Origin of the sequence: Streptomyces sp. NPDC058955 (assembly GCF_042741435.1) — a bacterium.
Classification (GTDB): Bacteria; Actinomycetota; Actinomycetes; order Streptomycetales; family Streptomycetaceae; genus Streptomyces.
Genome location: NZ_JBHYKM010000138.1, coordinates 1,977 through 18,827, shown reverse-complemented (window position 1 = coordinate 18,827; position 16,851 = coordinate 1,977). Strand labels below are relative to the sequence as shown.

At 72.8% G+C, this 16,851-nt stretch carries 17 protein-coding genes and 1 pseudogene; 13 read left to right on the top strand and 5 right to left on the bottom strand.

Annotated features, from left to right (window positions below):
- Positions 1-214 (bottom strand): annotated as a pseudogene (locus ACFW1I_RS33740) (IS30 family transposase); the annotation flags it as partial.
- Between the two features lie 268 nt (positions 215-482).
- Between ACFW1I_RS33740 and ACFW1I_RS33735 the strand changes: the two are divergent.
- The 3 genes from ACFW1I_RS33735 (at position 483) to ACFW1I_RS33725 (ending at position 3,395) form a co-directional block, all read left to right on the top strand.
- Positions 483-1,151 (top strand): RNA polymerase sigma factor, encoded by a 669-nt coding sequence (locus tag ACFW1I_RS33735; protein WP_384677145.1) that lies wholly within the window; start codon positions 483-485, stop codon positions 1,149-1,151.
- Positions 1,148-1,471, top strand: a complete 324-nt coding sequence (locus ACFW1I_RS33730) for a hypothetical protein (protein ID WP_384677143.1) — start codon at positions 1,148-1,150, stop codon at positions 1,469-1,471. The genes ACFW1I_RS33735 and ACFW1I_RS33730 overlap by 4 nt, the downstream gene beginning before the upstream one ends.
- A 292-nt stretch (positions 1,472-1,763) precedes the next feature.
- On the top strand, positions 1,764-3,395 hold the full coding sequence (locus tag ACFW1I_RS33725) for an ABC-F family ATP-binding cassette domain-containing protein (RefSeq protein WP_384677141.1): 1,632 nt from the start codon (positions 1,764-1,766) through the stop codon (positions 3,393-3,395).
- Positions 3,396-3,447: 52 nt separating this feature from the next.
- Here the strand turns inward: ACFW1I_RS33725 and ACFW1I_RS33720 are convergent, their stop codons facing one another.
- Complete coding sequence (locus ACFW1I_RS33720) at positions 3,448-4,113, bottom strand: GNAT family N-acetyltransferase (RefSeq protein WP_384677139.1); 666 nt, start codon at positions 4,111-4,113, stop codon at positions 3,448-3,450.
- Between the two features lie 101 nt (positions 4,114-4,214).
- On the bottom strand, positions 4,215-5,000 hold the full coding sequence (locus tag ACFW1I_RS33715) for an IclR family transcriptional regulator (RefSeq protein ID WP_384677137.1): 786 nt from the start codon (positions 4,998-5,000) through the stop codon (positions 4,215-4,217).
- Between the two features lie 494 nt (positions 5,001-5,494).
- Between ACFW1I_RS33715 and ACFW1I_RS33710 the strand changes: the two genes are divergently transcribed.
- The 7 genes from ACFW1I_RS33710 to ACFW1I_RS33680 all read left to right on the top strand — a co-directional run bounded on the left by ACFW1I_RS33710 (position 5,495) and on the right by ACFW1I_RS33680 (position 12,357).
- Positions 5,495-6,511 carry an ABC transporter substrate-binding protein gene (locus ACFW1I_RS33710; protein ID WP_384677135.1) on the top strand — a complete coding sequence of 339 codons (1,017 nt, stop codon included), beginning with the start codon at positions 5,495-5,497 and terminating at the stop codon, positions 6,509-6,511.
- Positions 6,512-6,635: 124 nt separating this feature from the next.
- Positions 6,636-7,655: an NrtA/SsuA/CpmA family ABC transporter substrate-binding protein gene (locus tag ACFW1I_RS33705; protein ID WP_384677133.1), complete on the top strand. Its 1,020-nt coding sequence runs from the start codon at positions 6,636-6,638 to the stop codon at positions 7,653-7,655.
- Positions 7,652-8,500: an ABC transporter permease gene (locus ACFW1I_RS33700; protein WP_384677131.1), complete on the top strand. Its 849-nt coding sequence runs from the start codon at positions 7,652-7,654 to the stop codon at positions 8,498-8,500. The genes ACFW1I_RS33705 and ACFW1I_RS33700 overlap by 4 nt, the downstream gene beginning before the upstream one ends.
- On the top strand, positions 8,497-9,252 hold the full coding sequence (locus ACFW1I_RS33695; protein WP_384677129.1) for an ABC transporter ATP-binding protein: 756 nt from the start codon (positions 8,497-8,499) through the stop codon (positions 9,250-9,252). Before ACFW1I_RS33700 ends, ACFW1I_RS33695 begins: the two co-directional genes overlap by 4 nt.
- Entirely contained in the window at positions 9,249-10,112 is an 864-nt protein-coding gene (locus ACFW1I_RS33690) for an ABC transporter substrate-binding protein (protein WP_384677127.1), read from the top strand. Before ACFW1I_RS33695 ends, ACFW1I_RS33690 begins: the two co-directional genes overlap by 4 nt.
- A 4-nt stretch (positions 10,113-10,116) precedes the next feature.
- Positions 10,117-11,199: an LLM class flavin-dependent oxidoreductase gene (locus ACFW1I_RS33685; RefSeq protein WP_384677125.1), complete on the top strand. Its 1,083-nt coding sequence runs from the start codon at positions 10,117-10,119 to the stop codon at positions 11,197-11,199.
- 723 nt (positions 11,200-11,922) lie between these two features.
- The gene (locus tag ACFW1I_RS33680) at positions 11,923-12,357 is read left to right on the top strand and encodes a hypothetical protein (RefSeq protein WP_384677123.1); all 435 of its coding nucleotides are present in this window, start codon (positions 11,923-11,925) and stop codon (positions 12,355-12,357) included.
- An 80-nt stretch (positions 12,358-12,437) separates the two neighbouring features.
- On the opposite strand, the gene ACFW1I_RS33675 is transcribed toward ACFW1I_RS33680, so the two are convergent.
- Positions 12,438-13,676 carry a PucR family transcriptional regulator gene (locus tag ACFW1I_RS33675; protein ID WP_384677121.1) on the bottom strand — a complete coding sequence of 413 codons (1,239 nt, stop codon included), beginning with the start codon at positions 13,674-13,676 and terminating at the stop codon, positions 12,438-12,440.
- A gap of 185 nt (positions 13,677-13,861) precedes the next feature.
- On the opposite strand from ACFW1I_RS33675, the gene ACFW1I_RS33670 reads away from it, so the two are divergent.
- Positions 13,862-14,680 (top strand): AMP-binding protein, encoded by an 819-nt coding sequence (locus ACFW1I_RS33670; RefSeq protein WP_384677119.1) that lies wholly within the window; start codon positions 13,862-13,864, stop codon positions 14,678-14,680.
- A gap of 148 nt (positions 14,681-14,828) precedes the next feature.
- Here ACFW1I_RS33670 and ACFW1I_RS33665 read toward each other — a convergent pair whose 3' ends face one another.
- On the bottom strand, positions 14,829-15,383 hold the full coding sequence (locus ACFW1I_RS33665; protein WP_384677117.1) for a DoxX family protein: 555 nt from the start codon (positions 15,381-15,383) through the stop codon (positions 14,829-14,831).
- A gap of 773 nt (positions 15,384-16,156) precedes the next feature.
- Between ACFW1I_RS33665 and ACFW1I_RS33660 the strand changes: the two genes are divergently transcribed.
- Together ACFW1I_RS33660 and ACFW1I_RS33655 are read left to right on the top strand one after the other, a co-directional pair.
- Positions 16,157-16,300: a hypothetical protein gene (locus ACFW1I_RS33660; protein WP_384677115.1), complete on the top strand. Its 144-nt coding sequence runs from the start codon at positions 16,157-16,159 to the stop codon at positions 16,298-16,300.
- A gap of 114 nt (positions 16,301-16,414) precedes the next feature.
- Positions 16,415-16,747, top strand: a complete 333-nt coding sequence (locus ACFW1I_RS33655) for a hypothetical protein (RefSeq protein WP_384677113.1) — start codon at positions 16,415-16,417, stop codon at positions 16,745-16,747.
- The last annotated feature ends 104 nt before the right edge of the window (positions 16,748-16,851 follow it).

Here is a 16,851-nt window from a genome sequence, read left to right as displayed (position 1 = left end):
CCCGCACAACTTGTGCGGGAGCAACGGGGCGCTTCTTGCCGCCCTCGGGTCGGCCGTTCCGCCAGACACGACCGGTCCGAGGGTTGATGCCGACGAGGCGGCTGGCCTCGCGGTTTCCATACCCGAGCTGCATGAGGCGGAAGTATTCCTCCCGCTCCGCACGCAGCTTGTAGCCCCCGGTGTGCTGCCGGTTCTCGCGGGGCTTAAAGCTCATCGCTCTCCCTGAACTGGGGCGTTGCGATGATCACTAGAACCAAGGGTTTCCGCGGCGGGGGCGAATCCTTTTCGGGGCCCGCCGTCTCCTATCCCCGTACCGGCCGCACGGGCCGGACCACGGAAGGAGACCCCATGCTCGTCACCGCCCTCGTCGTCGTCGGAGCCGTCCTCGTCGGAGCGTGCAGCTGGCACCTGCTGCGGCGGTACCGGAGCCGGGCCTGACCGGCCCCCGCCCGGAGCCCGCGGAACACCACGAGGATGAGCACATGAACCGACCCTTCTCCTGGCCCGACGAGCGGCTGGTCAAGGCGGCGCAGGACGGCGACGTCGCCTCGCTGACCACCGTCGTCATGGAATCCCAGCCGCACGTGCGGAAGTTCGCCCTGTCCCTGTGCGCCTCGCCGCAGGACGCGGAGGACGCGGCGCAGGAGGCGCTGATCATCCTGTACCGGAAGATCGGCACCCTGAGGGCGACGGGCGCGCTCGCCTCGTGGATGTTCCGCATCGTGCGCAACGAATGCCTCCGGCAGGTCCGCCAGCTCGTCCGGCGGGGCGAGGAGCCGGAGGACGGGCCCGACGCGGGCGCGGAACCGTCCGCCGAGGAGGCGGTGCTGCACCGCCTGGAGGCGCGGCGGATCGCCGCCGCCGTCGGCGCCCTCCCCCGCGACCAGCGGCAGGTCCTGATCATGCGGGACGTGCAGGGCCTGCCGGGCCGGACCGTCGCCCACGCGCTCGGCCTGAGCAACGCGGCGATGAAGTCCCGCCTGCACCGGGCCCGCGCCGCCCTGCGGGTCGCCCTGGCGACGCCCGAGGCGGCGCCCGGCTCCGTAACCGGCCCCGGCCTCGCCCCCGCCCCCGATCCGGCGCCCGCGCCCGCGCCACCGTCCGATCCCGCGCCCGATCCTCGTCCCGACGAAGGAGAACCGCGACCGTGAACACCACACCCACCCTCGACCGCCCCACGAAGCCCGCCCAGGGCCCCGACTACGCCAGCGCGTCCGTCCCGCGCCATCTGGCGCGCGGGGCCGTCGGCTTCGGGCTGATCGCCGGCTCGATCGCCCTGATCCCGGTGACCGGACCCGTCAGCCTGCTGGCCGCCCCGCTCGCCCTGATCGCCTTCCGCGGCTGCCCCACCTGCTGGGCCGTCGGCCTCGCGCAGACCATCTCCCGCGGGCGGCTGGAACGCCAGTGCGTCGACGGCGTCTGCACCCTCACCAAGGCGCCTCCGCACCCGACCGACACGCCCGGGGCCTGACCCGGGCCCCGGCCCCGCCCGTGCCGGACCGAGCCCGTCCTCGGCCGGCACGGGCGGATTTAATCCCGGCGGTCCACCGGGACCGGCTGTTACGCTGGCAGAGACCTTGACCCCTGACGAGGAGCGGCAGACATGGCGGGTGACGACGACATCTCCGGGTGAGACCCGGAGCTGACGGCCACCGGACGCGCCGAGGAGCGCACCACCGGAGTGGCCCGTCCCGTCGTACCCCCTGCCCTTCGTCAGCCCGGGGCGGAGCCCTGTCCGCTCCCCTCCCTCCGAGGTCATCGCCATGTCTCACGCCACCATCGTCTGCTCGGACCTGTCCTTCTCCTGGCCCGACGACACCCCCGTCTTCCACGAGCTGTCCTTCAGCCTGACCGGCCGTACGGGCCTGGTCGCGCCCAACGGCGCCGGGAAGAGCACCCTGCTCAAGCTGATCGCCGGCGAATTGCGGCCCACCGGCGGCTCGGTCTCCGTCGGCGGCACCCTCGGCTACCTGCCGCAGAGCCTCCCCCTCACCGCCGACCTCACCGTCGCCGACGTGCTCGGCGTCGCCGCCGTGATCCGCGCGCTGGACGCCGTCGAGTCCGGCGACGTGAGCGAGGAGCACTTCACCACCATCGGCGACGACTGGGACATCGAGGAGCGCACCCGCGCCCAGCTCGACCGGCTCGGTCTCGGCGGGCTCGCCCTCGACCGCACCCTCGGCACCCTCAGCGGCGGCCAGGTCGTCTCCCTCGGCCTCGCCGCCCAACTGCTCAAGCGGCCCGAGGTGCTGCTGCTCGACGAACCGACCAACAACCTCGACGGCGACGCCCGGCACACCCTCTACGACGCGCTGTCCGACTTCGACGGCCTCCTCCTCGTCGTCGCCCACGACCGGGCGCTGCTCGACCGGATGGACGGCATCGCCGAGCTCGGCGCCTCCCGACTGCGCTTCCACGGCGGGAACTTCACCGCGTACGAGGAGGCGGTACGGGCCGAGCAGGAGGTCGCCGAGAAGAACGTGCGCACCGCCGAACAGGACCTCAAGCGCGAGAAGCGGGAGCTCCAGCAGGCCCGCGAGCGCGCCGACCGGCGGGCGAGCAACGCCGCCCGCAACCTCAAGAACGCCGGCCTGCCGCGCATCTTCGCCGGGAACATGAAGCGGGGCGCCCAGGAGTCCGCCGGCCGGGCCGGGCAGACCCACGCCTCCCGCGTCGGCGAGGCCCAGGCCCGGCTCGACGAGGCCGGGCGCGCCCTCCGGGACGAGCAGCGGCTCGTCCTCGACCTGCCCGACACCCAGGTGCCGGCCGGGCGCGACCTCTTCCTCGGCGAGGGCCTGCAGGTCCGGCACGACGGCCGGGACGTCTTCGCCGGGGGCGGTGTCGACCTGTCCGTGCGCGGCCCGGAGCGGATCGCGCTGACCGGCCCCAACGGCTCGGGAAAGACCACCCTGATGCGTCTGATCACGGGTGAACTCGCGCCGGACGCCGGGCTGGTCAAGCGCGGCGACGGCCGCGTCGCCTATCTGTCGCAGCGGCTCGACCTGCTGGACCTGGACCGCACGGTGGCGGAGAACTTCGCCGCGTTCGCGCCCGAACGGCCCGACGCGGAGCGGATGAACCTGCTGGCGCGCTTCCTCTTCCGGGGCGCCCGGGCCCACCTCCCCGTCGGCGTCCTCTCCGGCGGGGAACGCCTGCGGGCCACCCTCGCCTGCGTGCTGTGCGCCGATCCGGCGCCGCACCTGCTGCTGCTCGACGAGCCGACCAACAACCTCGACCTCGTCAGCGTGGGACAGCTGGAGAGCGCGCTCGACTCCTACCGGGGCGCGTTCCTCGTGGTCAGCCACGACGAACGCTTCCTCTCCGGCATCGGCGTCGACCGCTGGCTCCGCCTGGAGAACGGCACCCTCCGGACCACCGGAGCACCCGAGGCGTGACCGCCCAGGGGCCTCCGGCCGGGCCACCCCCGCCCGAAGGCCCCGCCGGGCGTCAGCCGTCGTGCGCCTCGCCCGCGATCCCGAACAGCTCCTCGCAGCCGGCGAGGCCGGTGACGGTCACCTCCGGCCGGTCCGTGCGCCGCTCCCAGTCGGCGCGGGAGAGCCGGAACCGCTGCGACTCCACGACCTCGCCGTGCAGCACGTCCCGGGTGATGCCGTCCGGCCGGTAGCCCAGCTTGCGGGAGACGGCGAGGGAGGAGTGGTTGTCGGTGAAGGAGAGGGAGGTCGCCGACTCGGCGCCGAGCCCCGCGAAGGCCAGGTGCAGCATCCCCTCCCGCATCTCGGTGCCGAGGCCGCGCCCCTGGTGCTCCAGGCCCAGCCAGGAGCCGGAGACGAACTCGCGCCGGACCCCGAACCGCGCCGCCCGCATGTCCTGGATGCCGACCGGCCGGCCCTCGTGGAACGCGACGAGGTTCAGGGCCCAGTCGGCGGGCGTCCACCGCCCGAGCCGGCTCCAGTGCAGCTGGAGCACGTGCCGGGCCCGCTCGGCCGACGGCAGTTCGCCCCAGGGCGTCAGGAACGGCCGCTCGTCCGGGCGGTGCACGCCCCGGGCCGCGACCTCGGCGACGGCGTACAACTCCTCCTCGGACGGCAGCCGCAGTTCCAGCCTCGGGGTCCGCACGTGCAGCCCGCGCAGGGGCCAGTGGTTCACGATCATGCGCGCGAGTGTGCCCGATCCCGCCCGGGCGCGCACCCGCGCGCCCGCCGGGGGACCGCTGCGCGACCGCCGCTTCGCCACGGAGGAGTCGGCCGCGGTGGCTACGGCTCACCGGTCCGGCGTTCGGCCGGGGGCAGGAGCAGGACCTCCAGGGCCCGTGCGCAGGCTCGCGCCTGTCCGAGGAACCGGTCGAGCCGCGCGTCCGTGATCACCTCGGGTGTCGCCCTGACCGCGAGGGCGAACCGCGCGGTGCCCGACCGTTCCAGGACGGGCACCGCCACCGTCCGTACCCCGGGCGCCGACTCCTCGTCGTTGAGGGCGTGACCCGCTTCCCGGACCCGCGCCAACTCGGCGGCCAGCGCGGTCGGGTCGACGATGGTCCGGTCCGTGAACGCGTACAGCGGCGGGAGCGCGAGCGGCCCGGCCTCGCCGGCCCGGGGCCAGGCGAGCAGCACCTTGCCCAGCGCCGTCGAGTGCAGCGGCCGGCGCAGCCCCACCTTCGGCGTCACCGAACCGCCGGCCACGATCACCGCGTACGGACCGCTGCGCAGGGCCAGGTCGACGGTGGCGCCGGTCCGCTCGGCCAGGTCGGCCAGCTCCGGCGCGGCGAGGTGCAGTCCCCGCTGGTGGTACGAGAGCCGGCCGAGCTCCGTCACCGCCGGACCGAGCCGGTAACGGGCGGTGCGGGCGTCCTGCTCCAGGAAGTCCGCCGAGAGCAGGGTCCGGACCAGCCGGTGGGCCGTCGAGGTGGAGAGTCCCAGCCGGCGGGCCAGGTCGGAGACGCTCAGATCGGGCCGGTTGTCGTGGAAGCTGTGCAGCACGTCCAGGGCGCGGCGCACCGCCTGGGCGCCCGCCGGCGGCCGTACGGGCTCGGCCTCGGTGGTCATGGCGTTGGCTCCCCCTCGGTGATCGATGCCTCACGCTCCCACATGATGGGAGCCGGAACGAGCCTACGGCGCGGGAGGAAACACGCCGTTCATGTGCAATCCCACATGGTGGGAAGCGAGTTGTGGCGAGCCGGACCGCCGTGTCATGGTTCCGGCCACACCGCAGGAGAACGGGGCGCCGGGACACCGCGCCGCGGGACCACGACACCGGAGGGAGCAGTCCGCCATGAGCACGTGCCGCACGGCGTCGTACGCTCCCGACGTCCCCCACGCCCTCCTCGGACTCACCCGCCGCCGTCACATCGACCTGGCGCGGGTCGCCGCCACCGGCTGTCGCTGTAGCTGACGCCGTCCCCGCACCCCCTCTCCCGTGCCGTACCGGCCCGGACCGGGGTGTCCCGCGCTCCCGCCCCCTTCGGCACCTCCGTGCGCCGCCGTGCCCGGCCCCGCCGCGGCGCGGTCCCTCCTCGCCCCCCGCACCCCTGGACGCCTCCATGACCGACGCATCCGTGCCCGCCACGCTCTGGTTCACCCGCTGCCCCGTCCCCACCGCGACCGGCGTGGCCGCCGACCGCGGCTGGCTGGCCGCCGAGTTCGCGCCGGACGGCATCGCCGTCCGCTCCCTCCAGGACGCCGACCCCGGCGCCGACCGCGGCGCCCACTACACCCACGACCTCCCCGGTCTCTTCCGCGAGGGCGGCAACGTCCCTGCCCTGTGGGCCCGTTCACACGGCCAGGACACCCGGCTGGTCGGCCTCACGTGGATCGAGGAGCGGCAGGCGGTGCTCGTCGCCCCCGGCTCCCCGGTCCGCGACGCCGCCGCCCTGCGCGGCCTCCGGCTCGCCGTGCCCCGGCACGACGTGCCGATCGACTTCTGGCGGGCGATGGCGCTCCGCGGCTTCGAGGGCGCGCTCGCCTCCGCCGACCTCGGCCTCGACGACACCCGTCTCGTCGACGTCCCCGCGGCCGGGCACCGGGGGCAGTGGGCCGCCGAGCTCGACGCGTTGCGCCGGGGCGAGGTCGACGCCGTGTACGTGAAGGGCGCCCTCGCCGTCGAATCGGCCCGCCGCGCCGGTGCCGAGGTGGCCGTCGAGCTCGACGCGCTCCCCGACCCGGCGCACCGGGTCAACAACGGCACCCCGCGCCCCCTCACCGTCCACCAGCACCTCCTCGACCGCCGTCCCGACCTGGTGGACCGCTTCCTCGCCGTCCTGCTCCGGGCCGCCGACTGGGCCGCGGGCGAACCCGCGGAGGTCGCCCGCATCCTCGGGGCGGAGACCGGCGCGGGCGCGGAGGGGGTCGCGGGTGCCTACCGCGCCGGCACCCACCGCACGCTGCGCCCCGATCTGTCGGACGCCCGGCTCGACCTGCTGGCCCGGCAGGAGGAGGCGCTGCGCGCCCACGGCTTCCTGCCCGAGGCCGTCGACGTCCGGGCCTGGGCCGACCCCGAGCCGCTGCGCCGGGCCCACCGGCTCCTCGCCGGCACGCCGTCGCCGAGCCCCGTCGCGTAACCCGGTCCCCGTGCCCGCACGCCCACCCGCGCCCGCTCCCGCGCACACCCCCCGTACAGCGCCGCCCGCGCACCCTCCGCACCCCTTCCCGTACTCCGTACGCCGCCCACCAAGGACGACCGCCATGCGCCCACTCGCCCCCCTCACCGCTCTGGCGGCCCTCGCCGCCCTCACCGCCCTCACCGCCTGCGGCGCCGATCCGGCGGCCGACTCCGCCTCCGGCCGCGGCGGCGACGGGGCGAAGGGCCGCACGGTCACCGTTCGCATCCCCGACCCCGGGAACGCCGGGGTCCTCGCCCGGGGCAAGCAGGACGGCAGCCTGGCGAAGGCGCTCGCCGCCGTCGGCGCCGAGGTCGCGTGGACCGGCAGCGCCGGTCCCTTCGCACCCGCCGCCCAGGCGATGAACGCCGACCAGCTCGACTTCGCCACCGGCTCCATCACCTCCGGCATCACCTCCCTCGCCCAGAACCCCGGCTTCGCCTTCTTCACCGCCACCGACCCCGACCCCGTCGGCGAGGGCATCCTCGTCCGCGAGGGCTCCGACATCGACTCCCTGGACGACCTGGTCGGCCGCAAGGTCGCGGTCAACAAGGGCGGCACCGGCGAGTACCTGCTCCTCAAGGCCCTCGCGAAGGAGGGCATCCCGGCCGACAAGGTCGAACGGGTCTATCTCCGGCCCGACCAGACCGCCGCCGTCTTCAACGCGGGACAGGTCGACGCCTGGGCCGTCTGGTCCACGTACGCGGTCGCCGAGATCGGCAGCGGCAAGGCGCACTTCCTCGCCGACGGCGCGGCCATCGGCTCCGACAACTACAGCCTCAACGCGGTCCGTTCGGAGTTCGCGAAGGAGCACCCGGCGATCGTGAAGGCGCTCTACCGCTACCTCCACGACAACAGCGCCAAGGAGCGGAAGGACCCGGCCGCCTACCTCAACGTCTTCACCGACGCCGGCCCCACCGCCGTCACCGGCAAGGCCAGGGACGTCCAGATCGACTTCACCCGCAAGGGAGGGACCGTCGACCCCATCGGCCCGGAGGACGTCGAGCGCTTCAAGACCGTGGCCCGCTTCTACGCCGACCAGAAGGTCACGCCCGGCACGGTCGACATCGCCGCCCATCTCCTCGACGTCGAGTCCCTCTCGTGACGGCGCCCCCGGCCGCCGCGCCCCCCGCCCCCGGCCTCGTCACCCCCCGCCCGTCCGTCCGCCGCCCCCGCTCCCGGGCGTACGCGCTGACCGTCCGCGCCCTCGGGCCGGTCGCCCTGCTCGTCCTGTGGTGGGCCTCGTCCGCCACCGGCCTCCTCACCCCCGACGTCCTGGCCTCGCCCGCCCAAGTACTGGACGCGGTGGGCGAGTTGTGGGGCAACGGGCAGCTGCCCGACGCGCTCGCGACCTCGCTCACCCGCTCCGGGATCGGACTCGTCATCGGCCTCGCCGCCGGCCTCACCCTCGGCATCACCACCGGCTTCACCCGCCTCGGCGACGAACTCCTCGACTCCTCCCTCCAGACCCTGCGCACCATCCCCTTCCTCTCCCTGGTGCCGCTCTTCATGGTCTGGTTCGGGATCAACGAGACTGCGAAGATCCTGCTCATCGCCGTCGCCACCACCTTCCCCATGTACGTCTCCACCAGCGGCGGCGTCCGCGACACCGACCGCAAGCTCGTCGAGGCCATGCGCAGCTTCGGCCTCGGCCGGCTCGCGATCGTCCGTCAGGTGGTCCTCCCCGGCGCGCTGCCGTCGCTTCTCGCCGGGCTGCGCCTGTCCATGACGCTCAGCGTCATCGCGCTCATCGCCGCCGAGGAGATCAACGCCACCGCGGGCATCGGCTATCTCATGTCGCAGGCCCAGAGCTACGCCCGCACCGACATCCTCGCCGTCTGCATCCTCGTCTACGGACTCCTCGGCCTCACCGCCGACGTGCTCGTCCGCGGCCTGGAGCGGATCCTCATGCCCTGGCGCACCGCCGGCCCCGGAGGGACGACACGATGACCGCCGTACGCGTACGAGGACTGCGCCGCGTCTTCGGGGACCGCGCCGTCATCGACGGCCTCGACCTCACGCTCGGGCGCGGGGAGTTCGTCGCCCTGCTCGGTGCCAGCGGCAGCGGCAAGACCACCCTGCTGCGCATTCTCGGCGCCCTGGACGGCGCCGACGGGGGTGAGGTCCTCGTCCCCGAGGCCCGCACGATCGTCTTCCAGGAGCCCCGGCTCATCCCCTCGAAGAAGGCCCTCCCCAACGTGACCGTGGGGCTGCCGCGCGGCGCCGCCACCCGAGCGACGGGCCTGCGGGCCCTCGCCGAGGTCGGCCTGGAACGTCACGCCGACGCCTGGCCGGCCACGCTGTCCGGAGGCGAGGCCCAGCGCGTCGCCCTGGCGAGGGCGCTGGTGCGCGAGCCGGAACTCCTGCTCCTCGACGAGCCGTTCGCAGCCCTGGACGCGCTGACCCGGCTCCGGATGCAGGACCTGGTGGGCGAGCTGCGCCGGATCCACCGCCCCGCCGTGCTGCTCGTCACCCACGACGTCGACGAGGCCGTGCGGCTCGCCGACCGGGTCGCCGTGCTGCGCGACGGCCGGCTCGTCACCGACGAGCCCGTGACCGCCCCCGCTCCCCGCGACCCCGGCGACCCGGAGGTCGTGGCCCTGCGCCGCCGCCTCCTCGCCGACCTCGGCGTCCACACCCCCGCACCCTCCGCCGTCCGCACCCCCGCCACCCCCGCCCCCCAGAAGGAGTTCTCCGCATGACCGTCACCCTCGGCGTCCACCGCAGCAACCCGTCCCTCTTCCACCTCTCCCGCCTCGGCTACGCGGAGGAGGAGCTGGCCGCCCTCGGCGAGACCGTGCGCTGGCACGCGTACACCGACGGCGTGCGCACCGGCGCCCTCCTCGCCGACGGCACCATCGACTTCGGCGGCACCGGCTCGACCCCGCCGGTGACCGCCCAGGCCGCCGGCCACGACATCGTCTACGCCGCGATCTCGGCGCCCCGCCCCGACCACGGCGCCCTCCTCGTCCCCGAGGACAGCCCGGTCCGTACCGTCGCCGACCTCAAGGGGGGAACCGTCCACCTCGCCATCGGCTCGTGGCAGACCCACCTCGTCGCCCAGGCGCTGGACGACGCGGGCCTCTCCTACGCCACCGACATCACCCCGGTGCGCGGCGACACCGGCAGCGAGGCGCGGCTCCGGGCCGGCGCGATCACCGCCTGGGTCGCCCAGGGGGCCGAGCTCGCCGCGGCCCGCCGTGCGGGCGGCCTGCGCACCCTGATCCGCACCGGCGACGTGATCACCGACCGGTCCGTCTTCTTCACCCGCCGGGACCTGGCCGAGCAGCGGCCCGAACTGGTCGAGGCGCTGATCCGGGCGCTCCGCCGGGCCGACGCCTGGGCGGCCGGCCACCCCGGCGAGGCGGCCGCGCTCGCCGCCGCCGAGCAGGGCGGCACCGCCGAGGACTGGGAGACGGCGCTGCGCGCCCTGCCGTGGGCGATCGAGGAGGTCACCGAGGAGTTCATCGCCGAACAGCAGCGGGCGGCCGACGTCTTCCACCGGACCGGATTCATCGACCGGGCGGTCACCGTCGCCGACGCCCTGCCCCGGAAGGCCTGACGCGATGACCTCCTCCGCACCCGAAGTCCTCTGGTACATCATTCCGCGCGAGGGCGCCTACCCCTGGGAGCCGGCCGGCCGCAGGCCCGTCGACCTCGGCTACCTCCAGCACCTGGCCTCCACCGTGGAACGCCTCGGCTACACCGGCGCGCTGCTGGCCACCGACCTGTACGACGTCTGGCCGCTCGGTTCGGCGCTCGCCGCGGCCACCAGCACCCGCTTCAAGCCGCTGCTCGCGGTCCATCCCGGTCTGATCTCGCCCACCCTGCTCGCCAAGACGGCGCTGACCTTCGACAACCTCTTCGGCGGCCGGCTCCGCTTCAACGTCGTCAACGGCTCCACCGCCTCCCTGCGCGAGTACGGGCTGCACGTCGACCACGACGAGCGGTACGAACTGAGCGCCGAGTACTGGTCGATCGTGAAGCGGCTCACGGCAGGCGAGGTCTTCGACCACAAGGGCCGCTTCTACGACCTCCGGAACGCGGGCGCCTCCTTCCGCGACCTGCGCCCGGTCCAGGCGCCGCACGTCCCGCTCTGGTTCGGCGGCTCGTCCGCCCCCGGCATCGAGATGGCCGCCGAACACGTCGACGTCTACCTCACCTGGGGCGAGCCGCCGCACCTCCTCGAGGAGAAGCTCGACCACGTGCGGGCGCGGGCCGCCGCGCACGGCCGCACGCTGCGCATCGGCCTGCGTCTGCACCTCATCGTCCGCGACACGGAGGACGAGGCATGGGCCGCCGCCGACCGGCTGCTCGACGTCACCAGCGAGGCGACGTACGCCCGTCAGCTCGGCGAGCGGACCGGGGAGGAGGGGGTCGGCTGGCAGCGGCAGTTCCGTCAGCACGGCGGCCGGGTGCCGGCCCGCGCCCGGGAGCTGGAGACGTACCCCAACCTGTGGCCGGGCATGAGCCTCTTCCGGCCGGGTCCCGGCACGGCGCTGGTGGGCTCCACGGCGCAGGTCGTGGAGCGGCTCCAGGAGTTCCGCGAGCTCGGCGTGGACACCTTCATCCTGTCCGGGAACCCGCTCCTGGAAGAGGCGTACCGAGTCGCCGAAACGGTCCTGCCGGCACTCGGCGTGCGTCCCTGACGGACGTCGCGCCGGGAAGGACGACCGGGCGGGCGCCGCCGGCGCGCGTGCGCCACCGCCCGGTCTTCGAGGGGCTGCACGACGGGCGGTTCCCCGGGGCTCAGCCGCCGCCACCGCACGTTCTCTGCGGGCGTCGTCGCGATGGTCCGGGCGCTGATCTGGGCCCCGAGGTTCTGCTCCGCAGGTCCTGACCGATTCCTCCGCGGAGGATTCCGCGCTTCCACGAGAAGATGCCGAGGACGCGGGTCCGCCGATAACCTGGTCCCACCGCTGTCCCTCTCAGCCCAGGACGGGGGAGCGGGCGTAAAGGAGTCCACCATGAATCATGAGGATCTCCGCATTGCGGTCGCAGCTGAGGGTGACCGCGACGAGAAGACTTCACGAGACGGCATCGGCATGTCGGCACCCGCTCTACGAGCTCGTGCGCGGCTGAGGGAGCCGTCCCCGCAGTTGAGCGAGAACGTGCTGGCGTCGACCGATGCGAGGGCGAAAGCGCTGTTCACCCGGTCCGCCGGGCCCGCGCAGGGCCGATAGGTCTCCCGCAAGGGGCATCGGTCATCGGTCTCGCTCCACTGGAGCCGTCTCGGAGACACCTCGATGAGTGATCTACGCGACCGAGGAGAGCGGATGACGAACGAGCGGACACCAGGGTTCCTCGACGAACTCCTTCGGCGACAATTCGGCCCCGGGTGGGGGTCTTCTCCGCGGATGGGGCGAGCGGAGGTGGAGAAACTGCTCACCGATGACGGACAGCGACGCCTGGAGCTTGCCGAGCGGGCCGCGAGGGAGTGGGGAAGGGCCGAGGAGGCCGAGGAGGTCCGGATCGCCTCGGAGCACATGGTGATCACGCCCCACGGGCTGCTCTACGCCGCTCAGCTGGAGGGGAACCCCAGGAAGCCGCGACCGCTTTCCCCCACCCCGACGACCGGCCGCTCCAGGCGGTCCTCCGAAAGCTCGTCCCGGCACCCTCTCTGCTACCTGGCAACGTCCCGCGCATCGTTCGACCAACTCGTCGACCACGTCCACACCGCACAGCTGCGGCAGGATTCCACGGCGGCGGTGGACAGCCGCTTCGGCCACGAACTGGAGTTTCCCTGTCCGCTCGACGCCGCGCTGCGTCGAGCTCTGGAATCGTTTCCGGTTCTGGTCTGGATCTAGATCCCGCCGTCATCCTCCACCGCGGTTCGGGAAAGGGAAGAGGCCCATCGCCGAGATCCAGAGAGGTCACCTCAGGCGGACTACCGAGCCGCCGGGGGAACGCCCTGGGGGTCCAGGGCCGAGAGCAGGGACGGGAACGTTCCCACGGCATCGAGCGCGAGCGACAGTTCCGCGACGATCCTCGGGTCGGTCAGCGGCCCGCGGAGGTGTTCCTCCAGGCGGCGCATGCGGTAGCGGACGGTGTTCTGGTGACAGTGCAGTGTCCGCGCGGTCACCGCTGCGGAGCCGTGTGCCTGGAGCCATGCGCGGGCCGTCTTCAGAAGCGTGGTGCGTTCGTCCTCGGGGAGGGAGAGCAGGGTGCCCAGCACACGGTTGACGGCTCGGCGGGTGGTGTCGAGGTTGTTCATCACGAGCTCGGTCAGCGGAGTGTCGTCGAGCTGGCGCACAGCCGGCGTCGCAGGCGTCAGCGACTCCATGGCCACCTGGGCGTACCGGAGCGCCTGCGACGTGTGGTCGAGCTGCCGGTACACGGGGCTGGCACCGACCCTTCCGGTGGCACATGCGCGAACCGCGTCGAGGACCGCCTCGGTGCCCCTCGGCCGGGGCAGGGTGAGCACCGCGATGTCGTGCCCGGCCTGGGCCCGCCACGCCGATTTCACCCCGAGGGGACGCAGCTTGGCATCGAGGCCGCTCAGGGGTGGCTCGGCAGTCGTGGACGCCTCGGCCATGAGCACGACGAAGTCCCCTTGGAAGGGGAAACCGAGGACGCGCGCCATCTCCCAGAGGGTTTCGCTGTCGCCGGTCGGTCCGTCGACGAGGGCGGCGACGAGCGCCGAGCGCCTGCGATCCGTCTCCGTCATCCGCTCGGCGACGGCCTCCCGGTACGAGTCCGTGAGCGCCGTCGAGTAGACGTCGGCGAGCGTCCAGACACGGCCTGCGATCACCAGGAGCGCCTGGGTGGCCGCGTGTCCGCTTCGCTGGGCCTCGACGAGGAGCTGCTCCCAGAAGTAGGCGAAGCTCAGCCGGTAGACGCGCAGGACCTCAGGCAGGGGCGCGCCCTGGAAGGCCCGTTTACGGCCGGTGGCGTTCGGTACGGAGACGTCGACAGCGGTGGAGCCGGGGCGGACGAGGTGTTCGAGAATGAATCCGATGCTCCGGCCGAGGGCGTCGTGCAGATCCTCGCGGCTGACGATCGCCCGCCGGTAGAAGTCGATCTCACGGACGACCGTGTCACCCATGCCGACGACGAGCTCGTCCAGCCTGGTACCCAGGGACGCGGCGAGGTCGGCGATGGCTGCACGGTGAGCGGTCTCGAGCACGGACGGGATCCTAGGCCACCGGCGTCCCCCGTGGGTGCGGGTCAACGCCCCTCCCCTACTTCCGGGTTGTCATCGACGACAAGAAGGTCTGTGGCTGTCTCCATAGCCGTCGCGGGGAGCCGGCGTACATGATCGGCAGTCCGTTCCCGCCGTCCGCGGTGATCGATCCCACAGGGAAGACCGAGATGAGCAACCTCGCCGCCAACCTGCCGACCACGGCAAGCCGATACCCGCAGCTTCCCGCCGTGCGCGGGGACCGGAGGTCCTGGACGTACGCCGATCTGGACGAGCACAGCGCGCGTGTCGGCGGAGGCCTGCTCGCTCACGGCGTCCGCCCCGGTGACCGCGTGACGCTGGTCGCGGACGACGCCCCGACCCTCGCCGCCTTGTACTACGGCGTCCTCCGCGTCGGAGCGGTGGCCGTCCTCGTCGATCCGGGCCTCGAACCGCAGGCGATCCGCCACCGTGTCGACGCGGCCGGTGCGCGTGTCGTCTTCGCCGCGGAGGAGAGGTACGGGCCGTTCGCGCCCGTCGTTGCCGCGTCCCGGGGTCTCTGTGTCCCCGTGGGCCCCGCATTCCTGGATCAGATCATGTTCTGGCCGCGCTGGCCGACGCTCGTGCGCCGCCACGGCGACGAGGCTGCGGTGGTGCTGTGGCTCCCGGAAGCCTCCGGAGGCCGTGGGCGCGCGCACTCTCTGGAACTGGGCCATCGGACTCTCCGGGCAGCGGCCTCGCGCGCCGTCGGCGACATCCTCGCGCTGTCTCCGGGCGACACCCTGGTGACCACCACGCCGATCCACAGCCTCGTCGGTCAGACGTGCGGGCTGAACGCCACGGTCCTCGCCGGCGCCGGTTTCGTGCGGATCGACTCCGCCGACGCCCACGGCACGAGCATGGAGATCCACCGCTCGTATGCACACAGGAAGGCGACCGTGGCGTCCTCCGCCTACAGCGACGGCGAGGGCACCTCCTCGGAAAGGGCCTCGGCTGCGCGGTTCCGTTAGGACCTGCCGGGAACAACTTGTTATCGCCGCGTTCTTCAGGAACTGGGTGCGCTGCGCCTTGCGTTGTGCGGGGTTTTCCGTCGGCTCCCAGGGGCAGATCCCCGACGGAATCGAGCCCGAAGGTCACGGATGAGGACGTGAGTACCGGCTACTTCCCCGTCCCCGCCGTCGCGTTCTGCTCCTTCAGCGGCCGCACGTGCTGGTCGCGCTTGCGTACTACGAGTGCCGTTCCTGTGCCCACCACGGCCAGCGCCGTGGGTACCATCCACCGGCGGTTGAGGACGTCGTGGAAGAGGTGGTCGAGGGAGTAGCGGCCGGGCCCCGAGACGGCGAGGGCCACGGCAGCGGTGCCCAGGACGCCCGAGAGCTCGAAGCCGCCCTTCCGGGTGAAGAAGCCGTTGGGCCAGCTCACCGCGCTCGCGCCGACCATGGCGCCGGCCGAGGTCGCACCCGCGGCGGGTGTGGCGAGGCCGAGCACCAGCAGTGTGCCGCCGCCTCCCTCGGCGAGCCCAGCCATGATCGCGCTGAGCCTTCCCGGGGCGAAGCCCACGGACTCCATGAACGCGGCGGTGCCCTTGATGCCGCCCCCTCCGAACCAGCCGAGCAGCTTCTGCGAGCCGTGCGCGGCCAGCGTGCCGCCGACCCCCAGACGGAGCAACAGCAGCCCGAGATCACGTCGTCCCGCATCGCAGGTAACGGCCATGGAGACTCCCAGGCGGTGGTCAGAAACCAGCAACAGGAGAGCGGCGGCGAGAAGTCGGAAAGAGGGGGCTTCCACGCATCCGCACTTCCACCTTTGCATCGATTGCTCGGGGCGGCACCCCGACTTCCCTGGCCTCGCTGACGGCCGGGCCTCGACCGCGCTCGAAACCTTCGCAAAGGGGGGACGCCGCCGGCCAGTCGCAGTAGACCTTGCACGGGCCCGGAGACATCGGGGCGAGGCACCAGTAATGCTCGGGGTCGGGCAGGGGGACGTTTGCTGCGTCGCGTCCTCAGGACGCTCCGGCTTCACATCAGCCGTGCGGTAGTCGTTGCACGTAGCGCTTTCAGCGTGGCTACTGATCGGGTGATGCCAGTGAGCCTTTTCCAACCTCGCGCGCGGGCTGGGTCGTTGGCCTGACAGACGGATGAAGCCCCTGGTGGATGGGTTTTCGACCCGGGCGGCAGCTGCGGGGCGACACGCTCCCACAGGTCGTCAGGAACAAGATCGGCAGGCACCCGGGCACCCTGCCGGCTGCGATCGGCGAGCGCAAGAGCCACGGTTCAGCCTGCTCCGAACGGTCAGGCCGTGGACGCGCCGGCAGCCGCCTTGCCGAAGAGGCGTGCGTGGCCCCTTGCGGGGCCTTTCTGAACTGATCTCCGCACTACGGAGAATCGATTCCTCCTCAAGACCCGCTCGTTGATCACCACGTACACCGAACCACCGATCATGGAGTCCTCACGGTGAAGATCCGAGCCTCCGGCACCGCGGCCCTCATGGCTGTATCCGTTCTGACCGCCCTCGCTCCGACCCAGGCGTTCGCCGCCGCGCAGGCCCCGCCCTGCACGAAGAAGAACATCGCCTACCTCGACGCCCAGAACGCTCAGGAGGACGCCGAGGCCAAGGTCACCGCGACCTAGCAGGCCCTCGACCGGGCCCGTGCCGACCGCGCCACGCTCGACAAGGCCGCCGCGCACGGGCGGGGGATCATCGACTACCTGCAGAGCGCCCGCGATGACAACGCCAGGAACGCGATGATGGACGTCCTGGACGAGTACTACGACCTGACACAGGCGGCGAAGAGGCACGACCCGGCGGCGACCGCCGACGCCGCGGTGAAGATGGCCGACGCCGTCGACAAGGCAGTCGCCGACCGCAAGGTCCAGGACTTCTACGCCGCGGACGCGCGTCGCGAGGCGTCTCACCTGCGCTCATACTCCGAGACCGTGCGAAAGGCCACCGAGGCCCCGAACGTCGAGGCCAGGCAGAGTGACCTGGACAAGGCCCGTGCTGAGCAGACGGACGCGCACCAGAAGGTACGCCCTGCCCGTGATGCCTACCGCAAGTGCCTGGACAACCTCGGCTGACCTCCCCGGCAGGAACACTGGTGGCCGACAGGGGAAACCGCGCCCCACCCACACCCCAGTTGTTTATAAACACAAAAAGAGAAAAAAAATTTGGGGGGGCGGCC

Bases quoted from the DNA above. Each gene is read 5' to 3' on its own strand.
- ACFW1I_RS33655 (WP_384677113.1), top strand. From the start codon at position 16,415: ATGATGGACGTCCTGGACGAGTACTACGACCTGACACAGGCGGCGAAG.
- ACFW1I_RS33685 (WP_384677125.1), top strand. From the start codon at position 10,117: ATGACCTCCTCCGCACCCGAAGTCCTCTGGTACATCATTCCGCGCGAG.
- ACFW1I_RS33660 (WP_384677115.1), top strand. From the start codon at position 16,157: ATGGCTGTATCCGTTCTGACCGCCCTCGCTCCGACCCAGGCGTTCGCC.
- ACFW1I_RS33670 (WP_384677119.1), top strand. From the start codon at position 13,862: ATGAGCAACCTCGCCGCCAACCTGCCGACCACGGCAAGCCGATACCCG.
- ACFW1I_RS33665 (WP_384677117.1), bottom strand. From the start codon at position 15,383: ATGGCCGTTACCTGCGATGCGGGACGACGTGATCTCGGGCTGCTGTTG.
- ACFW1I_RS33735 (WP_384677145.1), top strand. From the start codon at position 483: ATGAACCGACCCTTCTCCTGGCCCGACGAGCGGCTGGTCAAGGCGGCG.
- ACFW1I_RS33725 (WP_384677141.1), top strand. From the start codon at position 1,764: ATGTCTCACGCCACCATCGTCTGCTCGGACCTGTCCTTCTCCTGGCCC.
- ACFW1I_RS33705 (WP_384677133.1), top strand. From the start codon at position 6,636: ATGCGCCCACTCGCCCCCCTCACCGCTCTGGCGGCCCTCGCCGCCCTC.
- ACFW1I_RS33710 (WP_384677135.1), top strand. From the start codon at position 5,495: ATGACCGACGCATCCGTGCCCGCCACGCTCTGGTTCACCCGCTGCCCC.
- ACFW1I_RS33720 (WP_384677139.1), bottom strand. From the start codon at position 4,113: ATGATCGTGAACCACTGGCCCCTGCGCGGGCTGCACGTGCGGACCCCG.
- ACFW1I_RS33695 (WP_384677129.1), top strand. From the start codon at position 8,497: ATGACCGCCGTACGCGTACGAGGACTGCGCCGCGTCTTCGGGGACCGC.
- ACFW1I_RS33690 (WP_384677127.1), top strand. From the start codon at position 9,249: ATGACCGTCACCCTCGGCGTCCACCGCAGCAACCCGTCCCTCTTCCAC.
- ACFW1I_RS33715 (WP_384677137.1), bottom strand. From the start codon at position 5,000: ATGACCACCGAGGCCGAGCCCGTACGGCCGCCGGCGGGCGCCCAGGCG.